Genomic DNA, 19,657 nt, shown 5'->3' with positions numbered 1-19,657 from the left:
CCTGCAAAGTACGCAATGGAAAAAACCCGTCAACAAGAGTTAACACGCTGGCTGAAACAGCAAAGCGTTATTTCCCGCCGCTGGCTTACGATTTCCCGTCTCCTGGGGTTCGTTAGCGGTCTGTTGATTGTTGCCCAGGCATGGCTGCTGGCCCGCATTCTTAATCACATGATCATGGAGAACATCCCGCGCGAGGCACTCCTGCTGCCCTTTATTGTCCTGATCCTGATTTTTATCCTGCGCGCCTGGGTGGTGTGGCTGCGTGAGCGCGTCGGTTTTCACGCCGGACAGCACATCCGCTACGAAATCCGCCGTCAGGTGCTGGATCGCCTTCAGGAAGCCGGGCCCGCGTGGATCCAGGGTAAACCGGCCGGTAGCTGGGCGACGCTGATCCTTGAGCAGATTGACGATATGCACGACTACTATGCGCGCTATCTGCCGCAGATGGCACTTGCCGTCTTCGTTCCGCTGCTGATCGTGATCGCCATCTTCCCGGTGAACTGGATGGCTGCGCTGATTCTGATGGGCACCGCCCCGCTGATCCCGCTGTTTATGGCGCTGGTCGGCATGGGGGCAGCGGATGCCAACCGCCGTAACTTCCTGGCACTGGGTCGCCTGAGCGGCCATTTCCTCGATCGTCTGCGCGGCATGGAGACGTTACGCATTTTTGGCCGCGGTGAAGCGGAAACCGAAAACATTCGCCAGGCATCGCAGGACTTCCGTCAGCGCACCATGGAAGTGTTACGCCTCGCCTTCTTGTCTTCCGGCGTACTGGAATTCTTTACCTCACTGTCGATTGCTCTCGTGGCGGTCTACTTTGGCTTCTCCTACCTCGGCGCGCTGGATTTCGGCCATTACGGCACGGCGGTGACCCTTTCTGCCGGGTTCCTGGCGCTGATCCTGGCCCCGGAGTTTTTCCAGCCGCTTCGCGATCTGGGGACCTTCTATCACGCCAAAGCGCAGGCGGTTGGCGCAGCCGATAGCCTGAAAACGTTCCTGGAAACGCCGCTGGCACACCCGGAGCGCGGTGACGTTACGCTGAATGCTAAAGACCCCGTGACCATTGAAGCGCAGGACTTTTCCATTCTGTCACCGGAAGGCAAAGTGCTCGCGGGTCCGCTGAACTTTACCTTACCTGCCGGACAACGCGTGGTGCTCGTCGGCACCAGCGGCTCCGGGAAAAGTTCTCTGCTGAATGCGCTATCCGGTTTTATGGCCTACACGGGTTCACTGCGGATCAACAAAACCGAACTGCGCAACCTCGATCCTGACGCCTGGCGTAAACAGCTCAGTTGGGTGGGCCAAAACCCGCAGCTTCCAGCCTCAACGCTGCGTGAAAACGTCCTGCTGGCGCGCCCGGATGCGCGTGAAGATGAACTGCAATCGGTTCTCGACCGCGCCTGGGTCAGCGAGTTTCTGCCCCTGCTCCCGCAAGGTGTAGATACCGTGGTCGGCGACCAGTCCGCCGGGCTGTCGGTCGGACAGGCACAGCGTGTGGCGGTTGCCCGTGCGTTGTTGAATCCTTGTCAGCTGATGCTGCTGGATGAGCCTGCCGCCAGCCTGGATGCCCACAGCGAACAGCGCGTAATGGAGGCCCTGAACGCCGCCTCCCGGCAGCAAACCACCCTGATGGTCACCCATCAGCTGGAAGGCATTGCCGACTGGGATCAGATCTGGGTCATGGAGAACGGCCGTCTTGTTGAGCAAGGCGATTACGCCTCTCTCGTTGCCGCGCAGGGGCCGTTTGCCGCCCTGCTGGCGAACCGTCAGGAGGACATCTGATGCGTGCTCTGCTGCCTTATCTTGCGCTCTATAAACGCCACAAATGGATGCTGACGCTGGGGATTGTGCTGGCGATTGTCACGCTGCTCGCCAGCATCGGCCTGCTCACGCTTTCCGGCTGGTTCCTGTCGGCCTCGGCCGTCGCGGGCGTTGCCGGGTTGTACAGCTTCAACTATATGCTCCCGGCTGCCGGCGTTCGCGGTACTGCCATCACCCGTACTGCCGGACGCTATTTCGAACGGCTGGTCAGCCACGATGCCACTTTCCGCGTGCTGCAGCACCTGCGCATCTACACCTTCAGCAAGCTGCTGCCCCTCTCCCCTGCCGGGCTGGCGCGTTTTCGTCAGGGTGAGCTACTCAACCGTGTCGTTGCGGATGTCGACACGCTGGATCACCTGTACCTGCGCGTGATCTCCCCGATCGTGGGCGCGTTTGTGGTGATTGTGGTGGTCACGCTGGGGCTGTCTGTTCTGGATGTTCCCGTTGCGCTGACGCTGGGCGGGATCATGCTGCTGACGCTGATCATTCTGCCGCCGCTGTTTTACCGTGCCGGAAAATCCACCGGGGAAAACCTGACGCGTCTGCGCGGAGATTACCGCCAGCAGCTAACCTCCTGGCTTCAGGGGCAGGCAGAGCTGACCATTTTTGGTGCCAGCAAGCGCTACCGTGCCCGGATGGAAAGTACGGAGCTGAACTGGCATGAGGCCCAGCGCCGCCAGTCGGAGCTGACGGCCTTCTCTCAGGCGCTGATGATGTTAATCGGCGGCGTGGCGGTGATTGCCATGCTGTGGCTGGCCTCCGGCGATGTCGGGGGAAATTCACAGCCGGGTCCTCTTATTGCCCTTTTCGTCTTCTGCGCGCTGGCGGCGTTTGAAGCGCTGGCCCCGGTGACGGGCGCCTTCCAGCATCTGGGTCAGGTCATCGCCTCTGCCCTGCGCATCACCCAGATTGCGGAGCAGGAGCCTGAAGTCACGTTCAGTGCCGGGCAAACCGCTGTACCTGAGCAGGTTGCGCTAACGCTTGATGATGTCACCTTCGCCTACGACAAACAGGCGCAGAACGCGCTGGACGGTATCAACCTTTCTGTTGAGGCAGGTCAGCGGATTGCTATCCTCGGCCGTACCGGCTGCGGTAAATCGACCCTGCTGCAGTTGCTGACCCGCGCCTGGGATCCGCAGCGCGGTCAGATTCGTTTTAACAACACCTTGCTGACCGATTTCAGCGAGCAGGCCCTGCGCAAAACCGTGAGCGTCGTTCCACAGCGGGTGCATCTGTTTAGCGCCACGCTGCGCGATAACCTGCTGCTGGCCGCGCCAGAGGCCTCTGATGATGCGCTTCGCGCCGTGCTGGAGCAGGTAGGTCTGCAAAAGCTGCTTGAGGACGAGGGATTGAACAGTTGGCTTGGCGAAGGTGGTCGTCAGCTCTCCGGCGGCGAGCTGCGCCGTCTGGCCATTGCGCGCGCGCTGCTGCACGATGCGCCGCTGATGCTGCTCGACGAGCCCACCGAAGGGCTGGACGCCACGACCGAGAGCCAAATCCTTGATTTACTGGCGAATGTCATGACCGGCAAAACCGTGCTAATGGTCACACACCGCCTGCGCGGACTGGCGAGTTTTGATCGGATAATTGTGATGGACAACGGGCACATTATTGAGCAAGGTAATCACGCAGAGCTGTTGGCGAAACAGGGTCGCTACTACCAGTTTAAACAGCGTCTGTAGACTATATTTGTAGCGTCCTCACTCGCGTACTGGAGTTTTGCTGTCATGCGCCTGGTCCAGCTTTCTCGTCATAACATCGCGTTCCCTTCTCCGGAAGGGGCGCTGCGTGAGCCCAACGGGCTGCTGGCCCTTGGCGGTGACCTCAGTCCCGCTCGACTGTTAATGGCATACCAGCGCGGTATCTTCCCCTGGTTTTCCCCCGGCGATCCGATTTTATGGTGGTCCCCCGATCCGCGTGCCGTGCTGTGGCCAGCGCAGTTTCACGTGAGCCGCAGCATGAAGCGTTTCCATGCGAAATCACCGTACCGCGTCACCTTCAACCACGCCTTTGGTCAGGTCATTGAAGGCTGTGCCGAAGACCGCTATGAAGGGACATGGATAACCCGCGATATCATTACCGCCTACCACCAGCTCCATGAGCTTGGCTACGCCCACTCCATCGAGGTGTGGGAAGGCGGAGCGCTCGTCGGCGGCATGTACGGCGTGGCGCAGGGGACGCTGTTTTGCGGCGAGTCGATGTTCTCCCGCGCGGTGAATGCCTCGAAAACGGCGCTGCTGGTCTTCAGCCAGGCGTTTGCCCAGCGCGGTGGACGCCTGATCGATTGTCAGGTGCTCAATGAGCACACGGCTTCTCTCGGCGCCGTTGAGATCCCGAGACGCCAGTACATCGAACAGCTGGACGCCAGCCGTCAGGAGAAGCTCCCGCGCGACTTCTGGATACCGAGAACGCTCTTTATGCCCAATGCCTAAATGTTTTCCGCATATTTTTTGTGAGGGTGTTATAATTATGCCGCAGAGTAGCTTCTGCCTGTTGCCCCGCCGCCGTTTGGGACCCTCGCTTCAGATAACGTCCTGACGTTTATCCTGTCGTCTCCCCTTTACGAATGCGCTTCCTGTTCGGTTGTACCGTGACGCTTGGGCAATGCGCCGAAACTGTTTTGCTGCGTTTTAATCGCGCAATTCTTTACTTAATTGATGAATTTCGGCATTATCTTGCCGGTTCAAAACTTGGTAGTGATACCCCAGAGGATTAGATGGCCAAAGAAGACAATATTGAAATGCAGGGTACCGTACTTGATACGTTGCCTAATACCATGTTTCGCGTAGAGCTGGAAAACGGTCACGTGGTAACTGCGCACATCTCCGGTAAAATGCGCAAAAACTACATCCGCATTTTGACGGGCGACAAAGTGACTGTTGAACTGACCCCGTACGACCTGAGCAAAGGCCGCATTGTCTTCCGTAGTCGCTAATTGTTTTCGCCTGTAATGGCAGATGAATATTTAAAAGGTCGGGATAATCCCGGCCTTTTTTATTTATGGCTTTAGTGTTGCTGCGTCGGAAGATGTATTGTCATCCATGGCTGGACAGGAGCGATTAAATCCCCCGCCATAGAATGAGCCATGTCATGGAGTAATCCCGTCAGGTGCGGCAACATATCGCGGTCAAAATGCGACACCAGCAGCACATGGTTTAACGCACGGCAGTAGTCGCATTTCGTTTCTGTATCTTCCAGCAGCCACTCCTTTTGTCGCGGTTGTTCCGCTTCTTCCTCAAATTCCACTATCTGAAAATCACGCATGGATTCCGTGAGGCCAGTTTTCACCTCTTCAAGATAAGCCCCGAGGCAACGGCATACGGGCTGCGTTTGCGGGAGTGATTTGCAGTCGAGGAGGATTTCGGTGAGCAGTTTGCAGCGCTCGGCCAGGGTTGGGAGATCGGGGTTGAGGGAGAGTTCGCTATAAAGCAGAGAAAGATTGTTATGTTCCATTTGATTATGACTCCGTGTGAAATGATGAGATCTCCACCCGAACGCCAACTCAGGTGGCAGACTGAACCGGTTTGGCGTACCGACCCACACGGGAAAATCGGCGCTTCAAAAGAAGCCCCGGTTCAGCCCACCATAATTGAGTCTGCGGATTATATCGCTAGCTTTCAAAAGTGTGAACGAACCTGATGATAGTTGACGTATCAACATCATTTCTCGTGTGTAATCAGGACGCCAATCCCGGCACCTGATTTTGCAGGTGCGCCGCCATTTTATTACTGTGGATTTATCCAGCAACTGACTTAGAAAGAAACTGGAAAGCGCCTCGCAAAATTCCTCTGCGGTCTGTTGCCCTCACCCCAGCCCTCTCCCACAGGGAGAGGGAGAAAACACTAAAAACGACAACACTGTTGTCGTTTTGCTTTTACCTCGGCAGGCATAAAAAAACCGGGCATTCGCCCGGTTTTTAACATTAACGTTCAACTCACTCAGTGAGCCGCTTCCGGCTTGTGCTTCGCCGCACTCTGGAAATCGTACGTCAGTTCGTTCTTCGCCTGGTCCAGCGCCACGGTCACCTGGCCGCCGTCCACCAGCGAGCCAAACAGCAGCTCGTTCGCCAGCGGTTTCTTCAGGTTGTCCTGAATCACGCGCGCCATCGGACGGGCACCCATCGCACGGTCGTAGCCTTTCTCGGCCAGCCAGTTGCGGGCCTCCTGGCTCACTTCCAGCGACACGCCTTTCTGATCCAGCTGAACCTGCAGCTCGACGATGAACTTGTCCACTACCTGATGGATCACGTCGGTAGACAGGTGATCGAACCAGATAATGTTGTCCAGACGGTTACGGAACTCCGGCGTGAAGATCTTCTTGATCTCCTCCATCGCATCGGTGCTGTTATCCTGGTGGATCAGGCCGATGGATTTACGCTCGGTTTCACGCACACCGGCGTTGGTGGTCATCACCAGCACCACGTTGCGGAAGTCCGCCTTGCGCCCGTTGTTGTCGGTCAGCGTCCCGTTGTCCATCACCTGCAGCAGGATATTGAACACGTCCGGGTGCGCTTTCTCGATTTCATCGAGCAGCAGGACCGCATGCGGATGCTTGATCACCGCGTCGGTGAGCAGGCCGCCCTGGTCAAAGCCCACGTAGCCCGGAGGCGCACCAATCAAACGGCTGACGGTGTGACGCTCCATATACTCGGACATATCAAAGCGCAGCAGCTCAATGCCCAGCGCTTTGGAGAGCTGAACCGTCACCTCGGTTTTCCCCACGCCGGTCGGGCCAGCGAACAGGAAGGAACCGACAGGCTTGTGGTCATGCCCCAGCCCGGCACGGGCCATCTTGATCGCTTCGGTTAAGGCCTCAATGGCTTTATCCTGACCAAAGACCAGCATTTTCAGGCGATTGCCGAGGGTGCGCAGCGTGTCGCGGTCGCTCTGAGAAACGCTCTTCTCAGGGATACGCGCGATGCGGGCCACCACGGACTCAATATCCGCCACGTTAACGGTTTTCTTACGCTTGCTGGCCGGCATCAGACGCGCACGCGCCCCTGCCTCATCAATCACGTCAATCGCCTTATCCGGCAGATGACGGTCATTGATGTATTTCACCGCCAGCTCCACCGCCGCACGGACCGCTTTCGCGGTGTAACGCACGTCGTGGTGCGCCTCGTACTTCGGCTTCAGGCCGTTGATGATCTGCACCGTTTCCTCGACGGACGGTTCGGTCACGTCGATTTTCTGGAAGCGGCGCGCCAGCGCACGGTCTTTCTCAAAGATGTTGCTGAACTCCTGGTAGGTCGTGGAGCCAATCACGCGGATCTTGCCGCTGGAGAGCAGCGGTTTAATCAGGTTCGCGGCATCCACCTGGCCACCGGAGGCCGCACCTGCGCCGATGATGGTGTGGATCTCATCGATAAACAGGATGCTGTTGGTGTCCTGCTCCAGCTGCTTTAACAGCGCCTTGAAGCGTTTTTCAAAATCACCGCGGTATTTGGTGCCCGCCAGCAGCGAGCCGATATCCAGCGAGTAGATGGTGCAGTCGGCAATCACTTCCGGCACGTCGCCCTGCACAATGCGCCAGGCAAGACCTTCGGCAATCGCGGTTTTACCCACGCCTGACTCACCCACCAGCAGCGGGTTGTTCTTGCGGCGACGGCACAGCACCTGGATCGCGCGCTCCAGCTCTTTATCGCGACCAATCAGCGGGTCGATACCGCCAACGCGAGCAAGCTGGTTAAGGTTGGTGGTGAAGTTTTCCATACGATCCTCCCCGCCTGCTTGCTCTTCATTGTTATTGACCTGATTGCTGGAATCCGATGCCTGGTTAGGCTCGTCTTTGCGCGTTCCGTGAGAAATAAAGTTAACCACGTCGAGGCGGCTGACTTCGTGTTTGCGCAGCAGGTAGGCAGCCTGTGACTCCTGCTCGCTGAAGATGGCGACTAAGACGTTTGCGCCAGTCACTTCGCTACGTCCGGAAGACTGGACGTGGAATACCGCGCGCTGCAGCACGCGCTGGAAGCTGAGCGTCGGCTGCGTGTCGCGCTCTTCTTCACTGGCTGGCAGCACCGGTGTGGTTTGTTCGATGAAGGCTTCGAGTTCCTGACGTAGCGCCACCAGATCCACGGAGCAGGCTTCCAGCGCTTCGCGGGCAGATGGGTTGCTAAGCAGTGCGAGCAGTAAATGCTCGACGGTCATAAACTCATGTCGGTGCTCACGCGCTCTGGCGAAAGCCATGTTTAAACTGAGTTCCAGTTCTTGATTGAGCATAGGCACCTCCCCCAATTTTATGCCTTATCAGGCCTTTTCCAGCGTACACAGCAACGGATGCTCGTTCTCCCTCGCATAGTCGTTCACCATCGCCACTTTGGTTTCCGCCACTTCGGCTGTGAAGATGCCGCAGATAGCTTTGCCTCGATAATGAACGGTAAGCATCAGTTGCGTTGCACGTTCTACATCATAAGAAAAGAACTTTTGTAGCACGTCAATAACAAATTCCATCGGCGTGTAATCATCGTTCATTAACATAACTTTATACATAGATGGCGGTTTTAGCGCGTCGCGCACTTTATCTTCCGCCAGCTGGTCAAAATCCAGCCAATCGTTGGTCTTACCCATTATGCATAACCACTTTGAATCTACCTCAGATGTTAGATAACAATCATCTATTACTGTCATCCGCGATGTCTGTCACAAACTGTTGCAATAGCGTTAACTGCTTCAAACTTTGGTTGATTATTGTCCCATCTCCAGCGCCAAACGCTTGACGACTTCTTTCGTTTCTCTAAATTGTACAAGCGTGAGATGGCGAGGTTTTGAACAGCCCCCACTCCACCACCGGTTCATTCCATCTTAACTTATAAGATTTACGAAGGATGTCGAAGCATGGAAATGGGTACTGTTAAGTGGTTCAACAACGCCAAAGGGTTTGGCTTCATCTGCCCCGAAGGCGGCGGCGAGGATATCTTCGCTCACTATTCCACCATTCAGATGGATGGTTACAGAACGCTCAAAGCCGGGCAGCCCGTCCGGTTCGATGTACATCAGGGTCCAAAAGGCAATCATGCAAGCCTAATCGTACCCCTTGAAGCAGAGACGGTTGCATAGCTCTCTGTTTTATTGTGTACATCCCGCAGTCAAAATGCCAGCCCGATCGGCTGGCATTTTTATTTTCGGGTTATTCCCGAGCCAGCGCGTCCACCGGATCCAGCCGCGCCGCGTTGCGGGCGGGCAACCAGCCAAACAAAATGCCGGTAAAGGTCGAACACAAAAATGCGGTAATAATGGCAACCGGCGAGAAGCCAATCTCCCAGCCGGGTAAAAAGAGCTGGAGCGCAAACGCGATCATCATCGAGAGCGCAATGCCCATCGCCCCGCCGACCAGACACACCAGTACCGCTTCAATCAAAAACTGCTGCAGCACGTCGCTGGCCCTGGCTCCGACCGCCATGCGGATGCCGATCTCCCGGGTGCGCTCGGTGACCGACACCAGCATGATATTCATCACCCCGATGCCGCCGACGACCAGCGAGATCACCGCCACCAGCGTGAGGAACAGCTGAAGAGTACGTGTGGTCTTTTCCGCCGTTTTCAAGAGGCCGTCCATATTCCAGGTGAAGAAATCTTTCTTCCCGTGGCGCAGGGTTAACAGCCGCTCAAGCTGCTGTTCGGCAAGCGCGCTGTCGTAGCCCTCCTTCACGCGCACGGTGATGGAGTTGAGCCAGGACTGCCCCATAATCCGCCCTGAGATGGTGGTATAGGGCAGCCAGACGCGCAGGATCTTGCTGCTGCCGAACATCGACTGCTTCTCTTCCGCCACGCCGATGACCGTGGCAGGCATGTTGCCCACCAGGATCACTTCGCCTACCACGCTGGCTTTATTGGGGAAGAGCTGCCTGCGCGAGTTCGCATCCAGCACCACCACCTGCGCCCTGCCCGCCAGTTGCTCGGCGTTGAAGGTGGCGCCTTCGCTGAAGGTCATGCCGTAGACGTTGAAATAGTCTCCGCTCACCCCGTTAGCGCTGGCGGCCACGTCAACGTTGCCCACGCGCAGACGCAGGTTCTGCGAAACCGCAGGCGTGGCGGAGTTCACCCACGGCTGCTTCTGAATCGCCGCCAGATCGTCGTATTTCAGCGCCTGCTGATACTGCGGCTCGTCGTCGCCAAAGTCTTTTCCGGGATAAACGTCAATGGTGTTGGTGCCAATGGCGCGGATATCCGCCAGCACCAGCTGCTTGGCCGCATCACCCACGACCACGATCGACACCACCGAGGCAATACCGATAATGATGCCGAGCATCGTCAACAGGGTACGCATTTTGTTGGCCGCCATCGCCAGCCAGGCCATGGTCAGCGCTTCGCGAAAGCCGCTGGAGAACTGTCCCCAGCCGGTTGATGCCGGCAGCACTTCTTTCGGCGCCGCGGCCCTGGACTCGCGCGGCGGCGGATTGCTGACCAGCTCGCCGTCGTGGATCTCAATAATGCGTTCCGCCTGCGCCGCCACCTGCGGATCGTGGGTAACGATAATCACCGTGTGCCCCTGATCGCGAAGCTGATGGAGGATCGCCATCACCTCTTCGCCGGAATGGCTGTCGAGCGCGCCGGTCGGTTCATCCGCGAGGATCACCTGCCCCCCATTCATCAGGGCGCGGGCAATACTCACGCGCTGCTGCTGGCCGCCGGACAGCTGCGAGGGCTGGTACTCCACCCGCTCCGCCAGCCCCAGACGCGTCAGCAGCATCTGCGCGCGCTCAAGGCGCTTTTTACGCTCGACGCCCGCATACACCGCAGGCACTTCCACGTTCTGGGCCGCATTCAGGTGAGAAAGCAGATGGTAACGCTGGAAGATAAAGCCGAAATGTTCCCGACGCAGCCTCGCCAGCGCGTCGCCGTCCAGCGTGGAGACATCCGTCCCGGCCACGCGATAGGTCCCGCTGGTCGGTTTATCCAGGCAGCCGAGAATGTTCATCAGCGTCGATTTACCGGAACCCGATGCGCCGACGATGGCCACCATCTCGCCCGCCTCCACGCGCTGGGAGATGCCCTTCAGCACCTCCACCGGACCGTCGCCGGACGGATAGCTGCGGCGAATGTTATTCAGCTCAAGCAGCGCCGTCATTTGGCGGCTCCGGGCAGGCTTTCACTGACAACAACCTCCTCGCCCTCTTCCAGCCCTTTCACCACCACCACGTCGGTGTCGTTGCGCGCGCCGATCACGACCTCGCGCTCGCGCGTTTCGCCGTTGCGCAGCACCTTCACCTTGTAGCGGCTATCCCCGGCGGATTCACCGAGCGCAGAGAGCGGAATGGTCAGCACGTTCTTCACGCCGGTCAGCTGGATATGCACCTGCGCGGTCATATCCAGACGCAGCACGCCCTGCGGGTTTGGCACCTCAAAGCGGGCATAGTAGAAGATAGCGTCGTTCACTTTTTCCGGCGTCGGCAGAATGTCTTTCAGCACGCCTTCGTAGCGGGTCTGCGGGTCGCCAAGCACCGTAAACCAGGCGTTCTGCCCCGGCTTAAGATGGATAACATCCGCCTCTGAGACCTGTGCTTTAACCAGCATGGTGCTCATGTCCGCCAGCGTCAGAATATTTGGCGCCTGCTGCGCGGCAATCACCGTCTGGCCCTGCAGCGTGGTGATCTGGGTCACTTCGCCCGCCATCGGCGCGACGATTTTGGTGTAGTCGAGGTTGGTTTTCGCCGTATCCAGCGAGGCCTGATTGCGTTTGATTTGCGCGTCAATCGTGCCAATCTGCGCCTGTTTCACCGCCAGTTCAGTGGTGGCAGTATCGAGATCCTGTTTCGAAATAGCCTGGGTTTTGGCCAGCGCCTGCTGACGGGTCAGCGTTACCTGGGCCAGGTTACGTTCTGCCAGCGCCTGCGCACGCTGCGCGCGCAGCTCCATCAGCGTGGCTTCCACCTCGCGGATCTGGTTCTCAGCCTGCTCAGGATCGATAACGCCGAGCAGCTGGCCTTTTTTCACCTTGTCGCCAATCTCAACCGACAGCGTTTTCAGCTGGCCGCTGACCTGAGCGCCGACGTCAACCTTGCGCAACGCGTCAAGCTTGCCCGTCGCGAGGACGTTTTGCTGCAGTTCGCCAGGGCGAACAATCAGCGTCTGATACTGTGGCACCGGCGCATTCAGCACCTGCCATAGCCAGTATCCACCGGCTAAAACCACGACCGCCAGCAGCAGAAACAGCGTTCTGCGTTTTCCCTTGAGGTTCATAAATATTCCAAATAAATGTTCTGGCAATGATAAGTGTTGATTCTAACTAAACGACTCTTCAACGAAAGCCCTGTTCTCCGAAATCGTCCTAATTTGTTTACGAGATGTTGACATTTCTCCTGTTGAAATAGCGATATTCCACAAGGATCAGGATCTACCATGTCTTCTATCGTCGATACATCACTTTCAAACCTGCCGCAGCCAAAATCCGGCTGGCAGCTTTTCAAAAACCTGGCTTTCGGTGAGATTACGCCCGGGCTGGCATGGGAAAAAACCGGCTACCGACGTAAGTTCATGCTGCGCTCACTGGCGACACCGCTCAGCACCGCGCGTCTGCTGTCTGAGCTGGCAAAACATCCGCACCTGATGCAAATGCTCCAGGTTCAGCCGGGGCTGCCCTGCCGCCTTCATCGTCCGTGGTTGACGGTCCATATGGATCGACAGCGTGCGCTGGAATCGCTCTCCTGGCACTATCAGATGATGTGTCGTCAGCTGTCGGCGACGCTGGCTCATGGTTACCTTTCAAAGCAGGGCGTGACTCTGCTGACCTTAACCGGAAAAGATGAACAGCAATTTACCGTCCGTCTGTGTGCCGACGCGTTTATGGATAAAGAGGGAGAAGCTACCCTCGTTTTCTGTGACAGTCAAAATACGGCGCTGGCGGAGATGACCTTTACGCTATGCCAGTTTGAGGGAAAATCGACGCTGTTCATTGGCGGTTTGCAGGGCGCAAAAGCGCATGTTCCCCATGAGCTGATCCAGGGTGCGACGAAAGCCTGCCACGGTCTGTTCCCGAAACGTCTGCTGGTCGAGGCCGCAATGACGCTCGGCGCCGCGTTCCCGGTAGAGCAAATTGTCGCCGTCAGTAACGATACCCATATTTATCGCAGCTGGCGCTACCGCAAGAAAAAAGAGGGCAAACTGTTGGCCGATTACGACAGTTTCTGGCTCTCCATCGGCGGTGAAAAGCAGGATAACGGTAACTTTATGCTGCCGCTCGTCATGCCGCGTAAACCGATGGAAGAGATTGCCAGCAAAAAACGCGCCGAATATCGCCGCCGCTACGCGCTGCTGGATAGCCTGATCCAGCAGGTGAAACAGGCGACCCAGCGCTAATCCGCTTTCCCGCGTGCCAGCCACAGCACACGGGAGAACATCTTCCGCAGCAGGGTCGGTACCGCCTCCACGCCCCGCCTCCCCGCTTCCGTCGCCACTTCAATGGCTAAATCCGGTTTTGACGAACGATGAATGGCTTTGGCGATCACGCGCCGCATGTTCATTGGGACATCGACCGGCACCATGGCAATGCGGTGGAAGACGTCGTCGAACCCCTGACGATACATAAAGTGTTCCATGTCCATCGCAGGGAGCATGGTTAAATGATCGCGCTCTTCCTCTCGCTCGTTATTCAGCAGGCTCCGCACGGTCGAGGCATATTTTTTACCCGCCTCATCACCGTCTACCAGCACGTGCCACTCGATCCCCATCCGGCGGGCAAATTTTATCAGCGGTTTTAATCCCGACTGGGCAAATTCAATCACCTTAATGCCTTCCGCATCAAAATGGTGGCCGCACTGGCGCGCCAGTTCGTTGATGACCCAGGTTTCCGTTTCCCCCTCCACCAGCAGCCAGCAGCGGGCAAAGAGCGACGACGCCCGGTTAAAGCGAATATGAAACGCGATGCGCCGCCCGTCTTCCGCGTTCAAACCGCCCGGCCCAAGGCGGAAAGCGGAGACGCGGGAGGATTCACGCACCAGGCGACAGACGTGTTCTACCGGCGTCAGCGATAATAGCTCCCCGGAATTGGTGGTCGTAATGCGCTGGAGCGGCAGCAGATTCAGCAGATGCCATGCCACGGAGAGCATGATGGGATGCAGGCGCGTTTCCGGGTCTTCCACCAGCAGCAGCGGCCGGGCGTCCCGGTCAAGACGAACGGTGCCTTTGGCCTGCAGAAGCGTTGAAAACAAACCCAGCAAAATCACCCGATGGGTACGGCCGCCGGGCCGGTCGATCATCCGGTTAATGATGTCGAGATAGCGCCAGCTTCGCTGCTCATCATGAGAGCGGCGGCGCATCAGACGATGGCGGGACGCCGAGGTGCCCTGCTCGGAAAAATAGTGCTCCAGGAGTTGCACCATTGCGGACAACCCCTGACGGATTTGACCATCGGTCAGATTCTGCGGACGCGACACCAACTCTCTTGCCAGAAAATCCAGCTCGCGGGCGGTGACTTCCACGTCCGGCATATTCGGTACGGTTCCGTTACGAATACGCCGCATAAAGCGCGCATCGCGCAGGCGCAACACCGGCGTCAGGCGGATCAGGTGGCGGGCAAGTTCGTCGATATTGTCCAGCGGGATCGGGTTGGCTTTCTCATCGAGAAAATCACGCAGGGTGAGTACCCCTTCGTTCTCCGCCATCTCCCCTTCCAGCCGATAGAAAATCCGGTGGAAACCGTCATCGCACGGCACCCAGCAGGGTGACAGCGGGCGGAAGCGACGCACGCGATGCCGTCCGGGCTCGGATTCGCGGAACGTCAGGATGATATGCAGGTGCTTCTCGCGCCCCGTCACATCGCCGGGCGGGAACCAGAAATCGTCGCGGACGAAGTGATACAGATCGTCTTCGGGCGAAAGCAGTAGCGTCAACGCATCCAGCAGGCTGGACTTCCCCCACGCGTTCTCGCCGATCAGGACGTTGTTCTGCTCCAGCTGCAGCGACAGACGGTTAATACCGCGAAACCCGACAATTTCCACACGTTCGAGAAGCATAAATCCCCCGACAAATGATCACTTTTTCCTTCAAGTTATCAGCAGTATAGCGGGAGGCGTTCTGTCACGACAGCACAACATTCACCCTTGCGAGAATTGGTCTATGCTCTATTTACCGCTGAATTGAACAAGGATTGACATCACATTGCCCAAAATCAAACCAACAGAATTTATTTAAGTGGCGAAGGGGTGTTGTTATTTTTTAGAATAGAGACTCTTTGAGTCGTCATCCCTTTATGACGATATATCCCGCGCGCGGGAAAGCGTGCGGATAATTATTTGAGGTGGTTATGTTTAGAAAATTAGCGGCAGAATGCTTTGGTACATTCTGGCTGGTATTTGGTGGCTGCGGTAGCGCCATTCTGGCAGCAGCATTCCCGGAATTAGGCATTGGTTTTGTCGGCGTCGCGCTGGCGTTTGGTTTAACCGTATTAACCATGGCGTTTGCCGTGGGACATATTTCCGGCGGTCATTTTAACCCGGCAGTGACATTAGGTTTATGGGCGGGCGGTCGTTTCCCGGCTAAAGACGTGATTGGCTACATTGTGGCGCAGGTAGTTGGCGGTATTATTGCGGCGGGCGTTCTGTACGTCATTGCCAGCGGTAAAGCCGGGTTCGACGCGGCGGCAAGCGGCTTTGCCTCTAACGGCTTCGGCGAGCATTCTCCGGGCGGCTACTCCATGCTGTCTGCCATCGTGATTGAAATCGTGCTGACCGCGGGCTTCCTGCTGGTGATCCACGGCGCAACGGACAAACACGCGCCGGCCGGTTTTGCCCCGATTGCCATTGGTCTGGCACTGACGCTGATCCACCTGATTTCAATTCCGGTCACCAACACCTCGGTTAACCCGGCACGCAGCACCGCCGTCGCCATCTTCCAGGGCGGCTGGGCGCTTGAACAGCTGTGGCTGTTCTGGGTGATGCCAATTATCGGCGGTATCCTGGGCGGCGTGCTGTACCGCACCCTGCTGGAAAAACGCGATTAATTGCGCTCGGTGTCGGATGGCGCTAACGCTTACCCGACCTACGTGAGAGTGCACTTGTAGGCCGGGTAAGGCGTAGCCGCCACCCGGCTTTCTTTTGCCGCTTTACTGAACAGCCTTTATTGGGTAGTGTCTCTGGCGCTCAACAGATACTCAAAAGGACCGGCTGTTCATGTTTTCAGGACTCCTCATTATTCTGCTGCCCCTGATTGCGGGCTACCTTATCCCGCTGCATCAGGAATCCGCATTACGGCTTATCAACCGTTTTCTCAGCTGGATTGTTTACGTCATTCTTTTCTTTATGGGGATTAGCCTCGCCTTTCTGGATAATCTGGCCACCAATCTGCTTTCCATCCTCCATTATTCTGTCGTCACCGTGGTGGTTATTTTGCTGTGCAATATTGCCGCACTGCTGTGGCTGGAACGCGCTATTCCATGGAAAAATCACCACCATCAGGAAAAACTCCCTTCACGAATTGCAATGGCGCTTGAATCATTAAAATTATGCGGCGTCGTGGTGCTCGGTTTTCTTCTTGGGCTGACCGGTTGGGCATTTTTACAGCATGCGACAGAGGCCAGTGAATATACGCTGATCTTCCTGCTGTTCCTGATTGGTATTCAGCTGCGAAATAATGGCATGACGCTGAAACAAATTGTCCTCAACCGTCGGGGAATGATGGTTGCGGTGATTGTTGTCGCCAGTTCAATGGTGGCAGGCGTCATTAATGCCTTTATTCTCGATCTTCCGCTAAAAACCGGCCTGGCGATGGCGTCAGGTTTTGGCTGGTACTCCCTCTCCGGTATTCTGCTAACCGAATCTTTCGGTCCGGTGATCGGCAGCGCCGCCTTCTTTAACGATCTGGCGCGCGAGCTGATTGCCATCATGCTGATCCCAGGTCTGGTTCGCCGCAGTCGTTCTACCGCGCTGGGCCTGTGTGGCGCGACGTCGATGGACTTTACCCTGCCGGTACTCCAGCGCTCCGGGGGGCTGGAGATGGTGCCCGCAGCTATCGTGCACGGCTTTATTTTAAGTCTGCTGGTTCCGATCATGATGGCCTTCTTCTCTGCCTGATACTTCTTTGGCGGTAGGTTTCCTGCCGCCAAAATTGCGCTAAATCAATCTCCCTCTATTTTGTAGCAGAAAGCCCTTTTCTCCGTTCTGGCACAGGCATAACCTTAAACATGTATATCAAATATAACTTTAACAGGTGTGATTATGTTTTGTGTGCAATGTGAACAAACCATCCGTACCCCGGCAGGCAATGGCTGCTCTTACGCACAGGGTATGTGCGGCAAAACCGCAGAAACATCTGACCTGCAGGACCTGCTGATTGCCGCCCTGCAAGGCCTTTCCGCATGGGCGTTCAAAGCCCGCGAATACGGCATTGTTGACCACTACGTCGACAGCTTCGCCCCGCGCGCGTTTTTCTCCACGCTGACCAACGTTAACTTCGACTCCCCGCGCATTGTCGGCTATGCCCGCGAAGCGATTGCCCTGCGTGAAGCGCTGAAAGCACAGTGCCTGAAGGCAGACGCCAGCGCCCGCGTGGAAAACCCGATGTCTGAACTTCAGCTGGCCAGCGACGATTTGGGCGACCTCCAGCGTCAGGCGGCAGAATTCACCCCGAATAAAGACAAAGCGGCGATTGGCGAGAACATTCTCGGCCTGCGCCTGCTGTGCCTGTACGGCCTGAAAGGCGCTGCGGCCTATATGGAACACGCGCACGTGCTCGGGAAGTCAGACAACGACATCTACGCCCAGTACCACAAAATCATGGCGTGGCTGGGCACCTGGCCTGCCGATATGAACGCGCTGCTGGAATGCTCAATGGAAATCGGTCAGATGAACTTCCGCGTGATGAGCATTCTGGATGCCGGTGAAACCAGCACCTACGGCCACCCGACGCCGACTCAGGTCAACGTCAAGGCGACCGAAGGCAAGTGCATCCTGATTTCCGGTCACGACCTGAAAGATCTCTACAACCTGCTGAAGCAAACCGAAGGTACCGGCGTTAACGTCTATACCCACGGTGAAATGCTCCCGGCGCACGGCTACCCGGAGCTGCGTAAATTTAAGCATCTGATCGGCAACTACGGCAGCGGCTGGCAGAACCAGCAGGTGGAGTTCGCCCGCTTCCCTGGCCCTATCGTGATGACCTCTAACTGCATCATCGACCCTACCGTGGGCGCGTATGACGACCGCATCTGGACCCGCAGCATCGTCGGCTGGCCGGGAGTGAGCCATCTTGAAGGCGACGATTTCGGTCCGGTTATCGCCCAGGCGCAGCAGATGGCGGGCTTCCCGTACAGCGAAATCCCGCACCTGATCACCGTCGGCTTTGGTCGTGAAACCCTGCTCGGCGCCGCTGATTCGCTGATCGATCTCGTCAGCCGTGAAAAGCTGCGCCACATCTTCCTCGTCGGCGGCTGCGACGGCGCGCGCGGCGAGCGTAACTACTTCACCGATTTCGCCACCAGCGTGCCGGAAGACTGCCTGATCCTGACCCTGGCGTGCGGCAAATACCGTTTCAACAAGCTGGACTTCGGCGACATCGAAGGTCTGCCGCGCCTGATCGATGCGGGCCAGTGTAACGATGCTTACTCGGCCATCATTCTGGCGGTCACGCTGGCGGAGAAACTGGGCTGCGGCGTGAACGACCTGCCGCTGTCTCTGGTGCTGTCGTGGTTTGAGCAGAAAGCGATCGTCATCCTGCTGACCCTGCTCTCATTGGGCGTGACCAACATCGTGACCGGCCCGACCGCGCCAGGCTTCCTGACGCCGGACCTGCTGGCGGTGCTGAACGAGAAATTCGGTCTGCGTTCCGTGACCAACGTTGAAGATGATATGAAGCAGCTGCTGAGCGCGTAAGGAGGTATTCATGACCATGCCAACCTCACAATGTCCGTGGCGGATGCAGGTTCATCACATCCATCAGGAGACGCCGGATGTGTGGACGCTGTCGCTGCTGTGCCATGACTACTATCCGTACCGTGCAGGTCAGTATGCGCTGGTTAGCGTTCGCAACTCGGCAGACACCCTGCGCGCCTACACGATCTCCTCAACGCCGGGCGTGAGCGAGTACATTACGCTCACCGTCCGCCGCATTGATGACGGCGCGGGCTCGCAGTGGCTGACGCGGGACGTGAAGCGCGGGGATTATATCTGGCTGTCCGACGCGCAGGGGGAATTCACCTGTGACGACAAGGCAGACGATAAATTCCTGCTGCTGGCGGCGGGCTGTGGCGTGACGCCGATCATGTCGATGCGCCGCTGGCTGGCGAAGAACCGCCCGCAGGCGGACGTGCAGGTGATTTTCAGCGTACGTTCACCCGAGGATGTGATTTTTGCCGATGAGTGGCGTGATTATCTGGTGACGCTGGTGGCGGAGCACAACGCGACCCACGGCTTTGTGCCCGGTCGCCTGAGCCGCGAGCTGCTGCAAAGCGTGCCGGATATCGCAAACCGCACCGTGATGACCTGCGGCCCGGCGCCTTACATGGATATCGTCGAGAAAGAAGTGAAGGCGCTTGGCGTGACCCGCTTCTTCAAAGAGCAGTTCTTCACGCCGGTGGCGGAAGCGGCAACCAGCGGCGTTAAGTTCACCAGGCTGCAGCCAGCGCAGACCTTCTTTGGCCGCGTGGGTACCACGCTGCTGGAGGCGCTGGAAAGCAACAAGGTGCCGGTAGCGGCGGCCTGCCGCGCTGGCGTGTGCGGCTGCTGTAAGACGAAGGTGGTTTCCGGGGAGTATACCGTCACCAGCACGATGACGCTGTCCGACGCGGAAATTGCCGAGGGTTACGTGCTGGCGTGCTCGTGCCACCCGCAGGGCGATCTGGTGCTGGCGTAATGTGATGCGGTGCCACCATTTTTGCCGGGTGGCACTGCGTTTACCCGGCCTACGTT

At 57.5% G+C, this 19,657-nt stretch carries 16 protein-coding genes; 10 read left to right on the top strand and 6 right to left on the bottom strand.

Annotated elements, in window-relative coordinates; genetic code table 11:
* The first annotated feature begins 15 nt into the window (after positions 1-15).
* From cydD to infA, 4 genes are all read left to right on the top strand, one after another.
* On the top strand, positions 16-1,782 hold the full coding sequence (gene cydD / locus GVO84_RS07295; RefSeq protein ID WP_159513768.1) for a heme ABC transporter permease/ATP-binding protein CydD: 1,767 nt from the start codon (positions 16-18) through the stop codon (positions 1,780-1,782).
* A complete protein-coding gene (cydC, locus tag GVO84_RS07290) occupies positions 1,782-3,503 on the top strand; it encodes a heme ABC transporter ATP-binding protein/permease CydC (RefSeq protein ID WP_159513767.1) in 1,722 nt (573 codons plus the stop codon). Before cydD ends, cydC begins: the two co-directional genes overlap by 1 nt.
* A gap of 45 nt (positions 3,504-3,548) precedes the next feature.
* On the top strand, positions 3,549-4,253 hold the full coding sequence (aat, locus tag GVO84_RS07285; RefSeq protein WP_159513766.1) for a leucyl/phenylalanyl-tRNA--protein transferase: 705 nt from the start codon (positions 3,549-3,551) through the stop codon (positions 4,251-4,253).
* 284 nt (positions 4,254-4,537) lie between these two features.
* Positions 4,538-4,756 carry a translation initiation factor IF-1 gene (gene infA, locus GVO84_RS07280; RefSeq protein ID WP_002211347.1) on the top strand — a complete coding sequence of 73 codons (219 nt, stop codon included), beginning with the start codon at positions 4,538-4,540 and terminating at the stop codon, positions 4,754-4,756.
* Between the two features lie 71 nt (positions 4,757-4,827).
* Here infA and GVO84_RS07275 read toward each other — a convergent pair whose 3' ends face one another.
* From GVO84_RS07275 to clpS, 3 genes are all read right to left on the bottom strand, one after another.
* Positions 4,828-5,274, bottom strand: coding sequence for a hypothetical protein (locus GVO84_RS07275; protein ID WP_159513765.1), 447 nt, complete (start codon positions 5,272-5,274; stop codon positions 4,828-4,830).
* A 485-nt stretch (positions 5,275-5,759) separates the two neighbouring features.
* The gene (clpA, locus tag GVO84_RS07270) at positions 5,760-8,039 is read right to left on the bottom strand and encodes an ATP-dependent Clp protease ATP-binding subunit ClpA (RefSeq protein ID WP_023335109.1); all 2,280 of its coding nucleotides are present in this window, start codon (positions 8,037-8,039) and stop codon (positions 5,760-5,762) included.
* 27 nt (positions 8,040-8,066) lie between these two features.
* On the bottom strand, positions 8,067-8,387 hold the full coding sequence (clpS, locus tag GVO84_RS07265) for an ATP-dependent Clp protease adapter ClpS (protein ID WP_006174393.1): 321 nt from the start codon (positions 8,385-8,387) through the stop codon (positions 8,067-8,069).
* Positions 8,388-8,654: 267 nt separating this feature from the next.
* Between clpS and cspD the strand changes: the two genes are divergently transcribed.
* Positions 8,655-8,876, top strand: coding sequence for a cold shock-like protein CspD (cspD, locus tag GVO84_RS07260; protein WP_159513764.1), 222 nt, complete (start codon positions 8,655-8,657; stop codon positions 8,874-8,876).
* 70 nt (positions 8,877-8,946) lie between these two features.
* Here cspD and macB read toward each other — a convergent pair whose 3' ends face one another.
* A complete protein-coding gene (gene macB / locus GVO84_RS07255; RefSeq protein ID WP_159513763.1) occupies positions 8,947-10,887 on the bottom strand; it encodes a macrolide ABC transporter ATP-binding protein/permease MacB in 1,941 nt (646 codons plus the stop codon).
* Positions 10,884-11,999, bottom strand: a complete 1,116-nt coding sequence (gene macA, locus GVO84_RS07250) for a macrolide transporter subunit MacA (protein ID WP_059445587.1) — start codon at positions 11,997-11,999, stop codon at positions 10,884-10,886. The genes macB and macA overlap by 4 nt, the downstream gene beginning before the upstream one ends.
* A 159-nt stretch (positions 12,000-12,158) precedes the next feature.
* Between macA and GVO84_RS07245 the strand changes: the two genes are divergently transcribed.
* Entirely contained in the window at positions 12,159-13,115 is a 957-nt protein-coding gene (locus tag GVO84_RS07245; RefSeq protein WP_159513762.1) for a VirK/YbjX family protein, read from the top strand.
* Here the strand turns inward: GVO84_RS07245 and GVO84_RS07240 are convergent.
* Positions 13,112-14,770: an ATP-dependent endonuclease gene (locus GVO84_RS07240; protein ID WP_159513761.1), complete on the bottom strand. Its 1,659-nt coding sequence runs from the start codon at positions 14,768-14,770 to the stop codon at positions 13,112-13,114. The two genes, GVO84_RS07245 and GVO84_RS07240, sit on opposite strands and share 4 nt — an antisense overlap.
* Positions 14,771-15,060: 290 nt before the next feature.
* Here GVO84_RS07240 and aqpZ point away from each other — a divergent pair, with 290 nt between their 5' ends.
* From aqpZ to hcr, 4 genes are all read left to right on the top strand, one after another.
* On the top strand, positions 15,061-15,756 hold the full coding sequence (gene aqpZ / locus GVO84_RS07235; RefSeq protein ID WP_121425729.1) for an aquaporin Z: 696 nt from the start codon (positions 15,061-15,063) through the stop codon (positions 15,754-15,756).
* 169 nt (positions 15,757-15,925) lie between these two features.
* Positions 15,926-16,825, top strand: coding sequence for a lysine exporter LysO family protein (locus GVO84_RS07230; protein WP_121425728.1), 900 nt, complete (start codon positions 15,926-15,928; stop codon positions 16,823-16,825).
* 144 nt (positions 16,826-16,969) lie between these two features.
* Positions 16,970-18,622 (top strand): hydroxylamine reductase, encoded by a 1,653-nt coding sequence (gene hcp / locus GVO84_RS07225; RefSeq protein ID WP_159513760.1) that lies wholly within the window; start codon positions 16,970-16,972, stop codon positions 18,620-18,622.
* 10 nt (positions 18,623-18,632) lie between these two features.
* Entirely contained in the window at positions 18,633-19,601 is a 969-nt protein-coding gene (gene hcr / locus GVO84_RS07220) for an NADH oxidoreductase (protein ID WP_159513759.1), read from the top strand.
* Positions 19,602-19,657: the final 56 nt, after the last annotated feature.

The sequence above is a fragment of the Enterobacter sp. SM3 genome (assembly GCF_009811935.2).
GTDB lineage: Bacteria > Pseudomonadota > Gammaproteobacteria > Enterobacterales > Enterobacteriaceae > Enterobacter > Enterobacter asburiae_D.
Note: the sequence above shows the minus strand (reverse complement) of the source record. Positions and strands in the feature narration are given on the sequence as shown.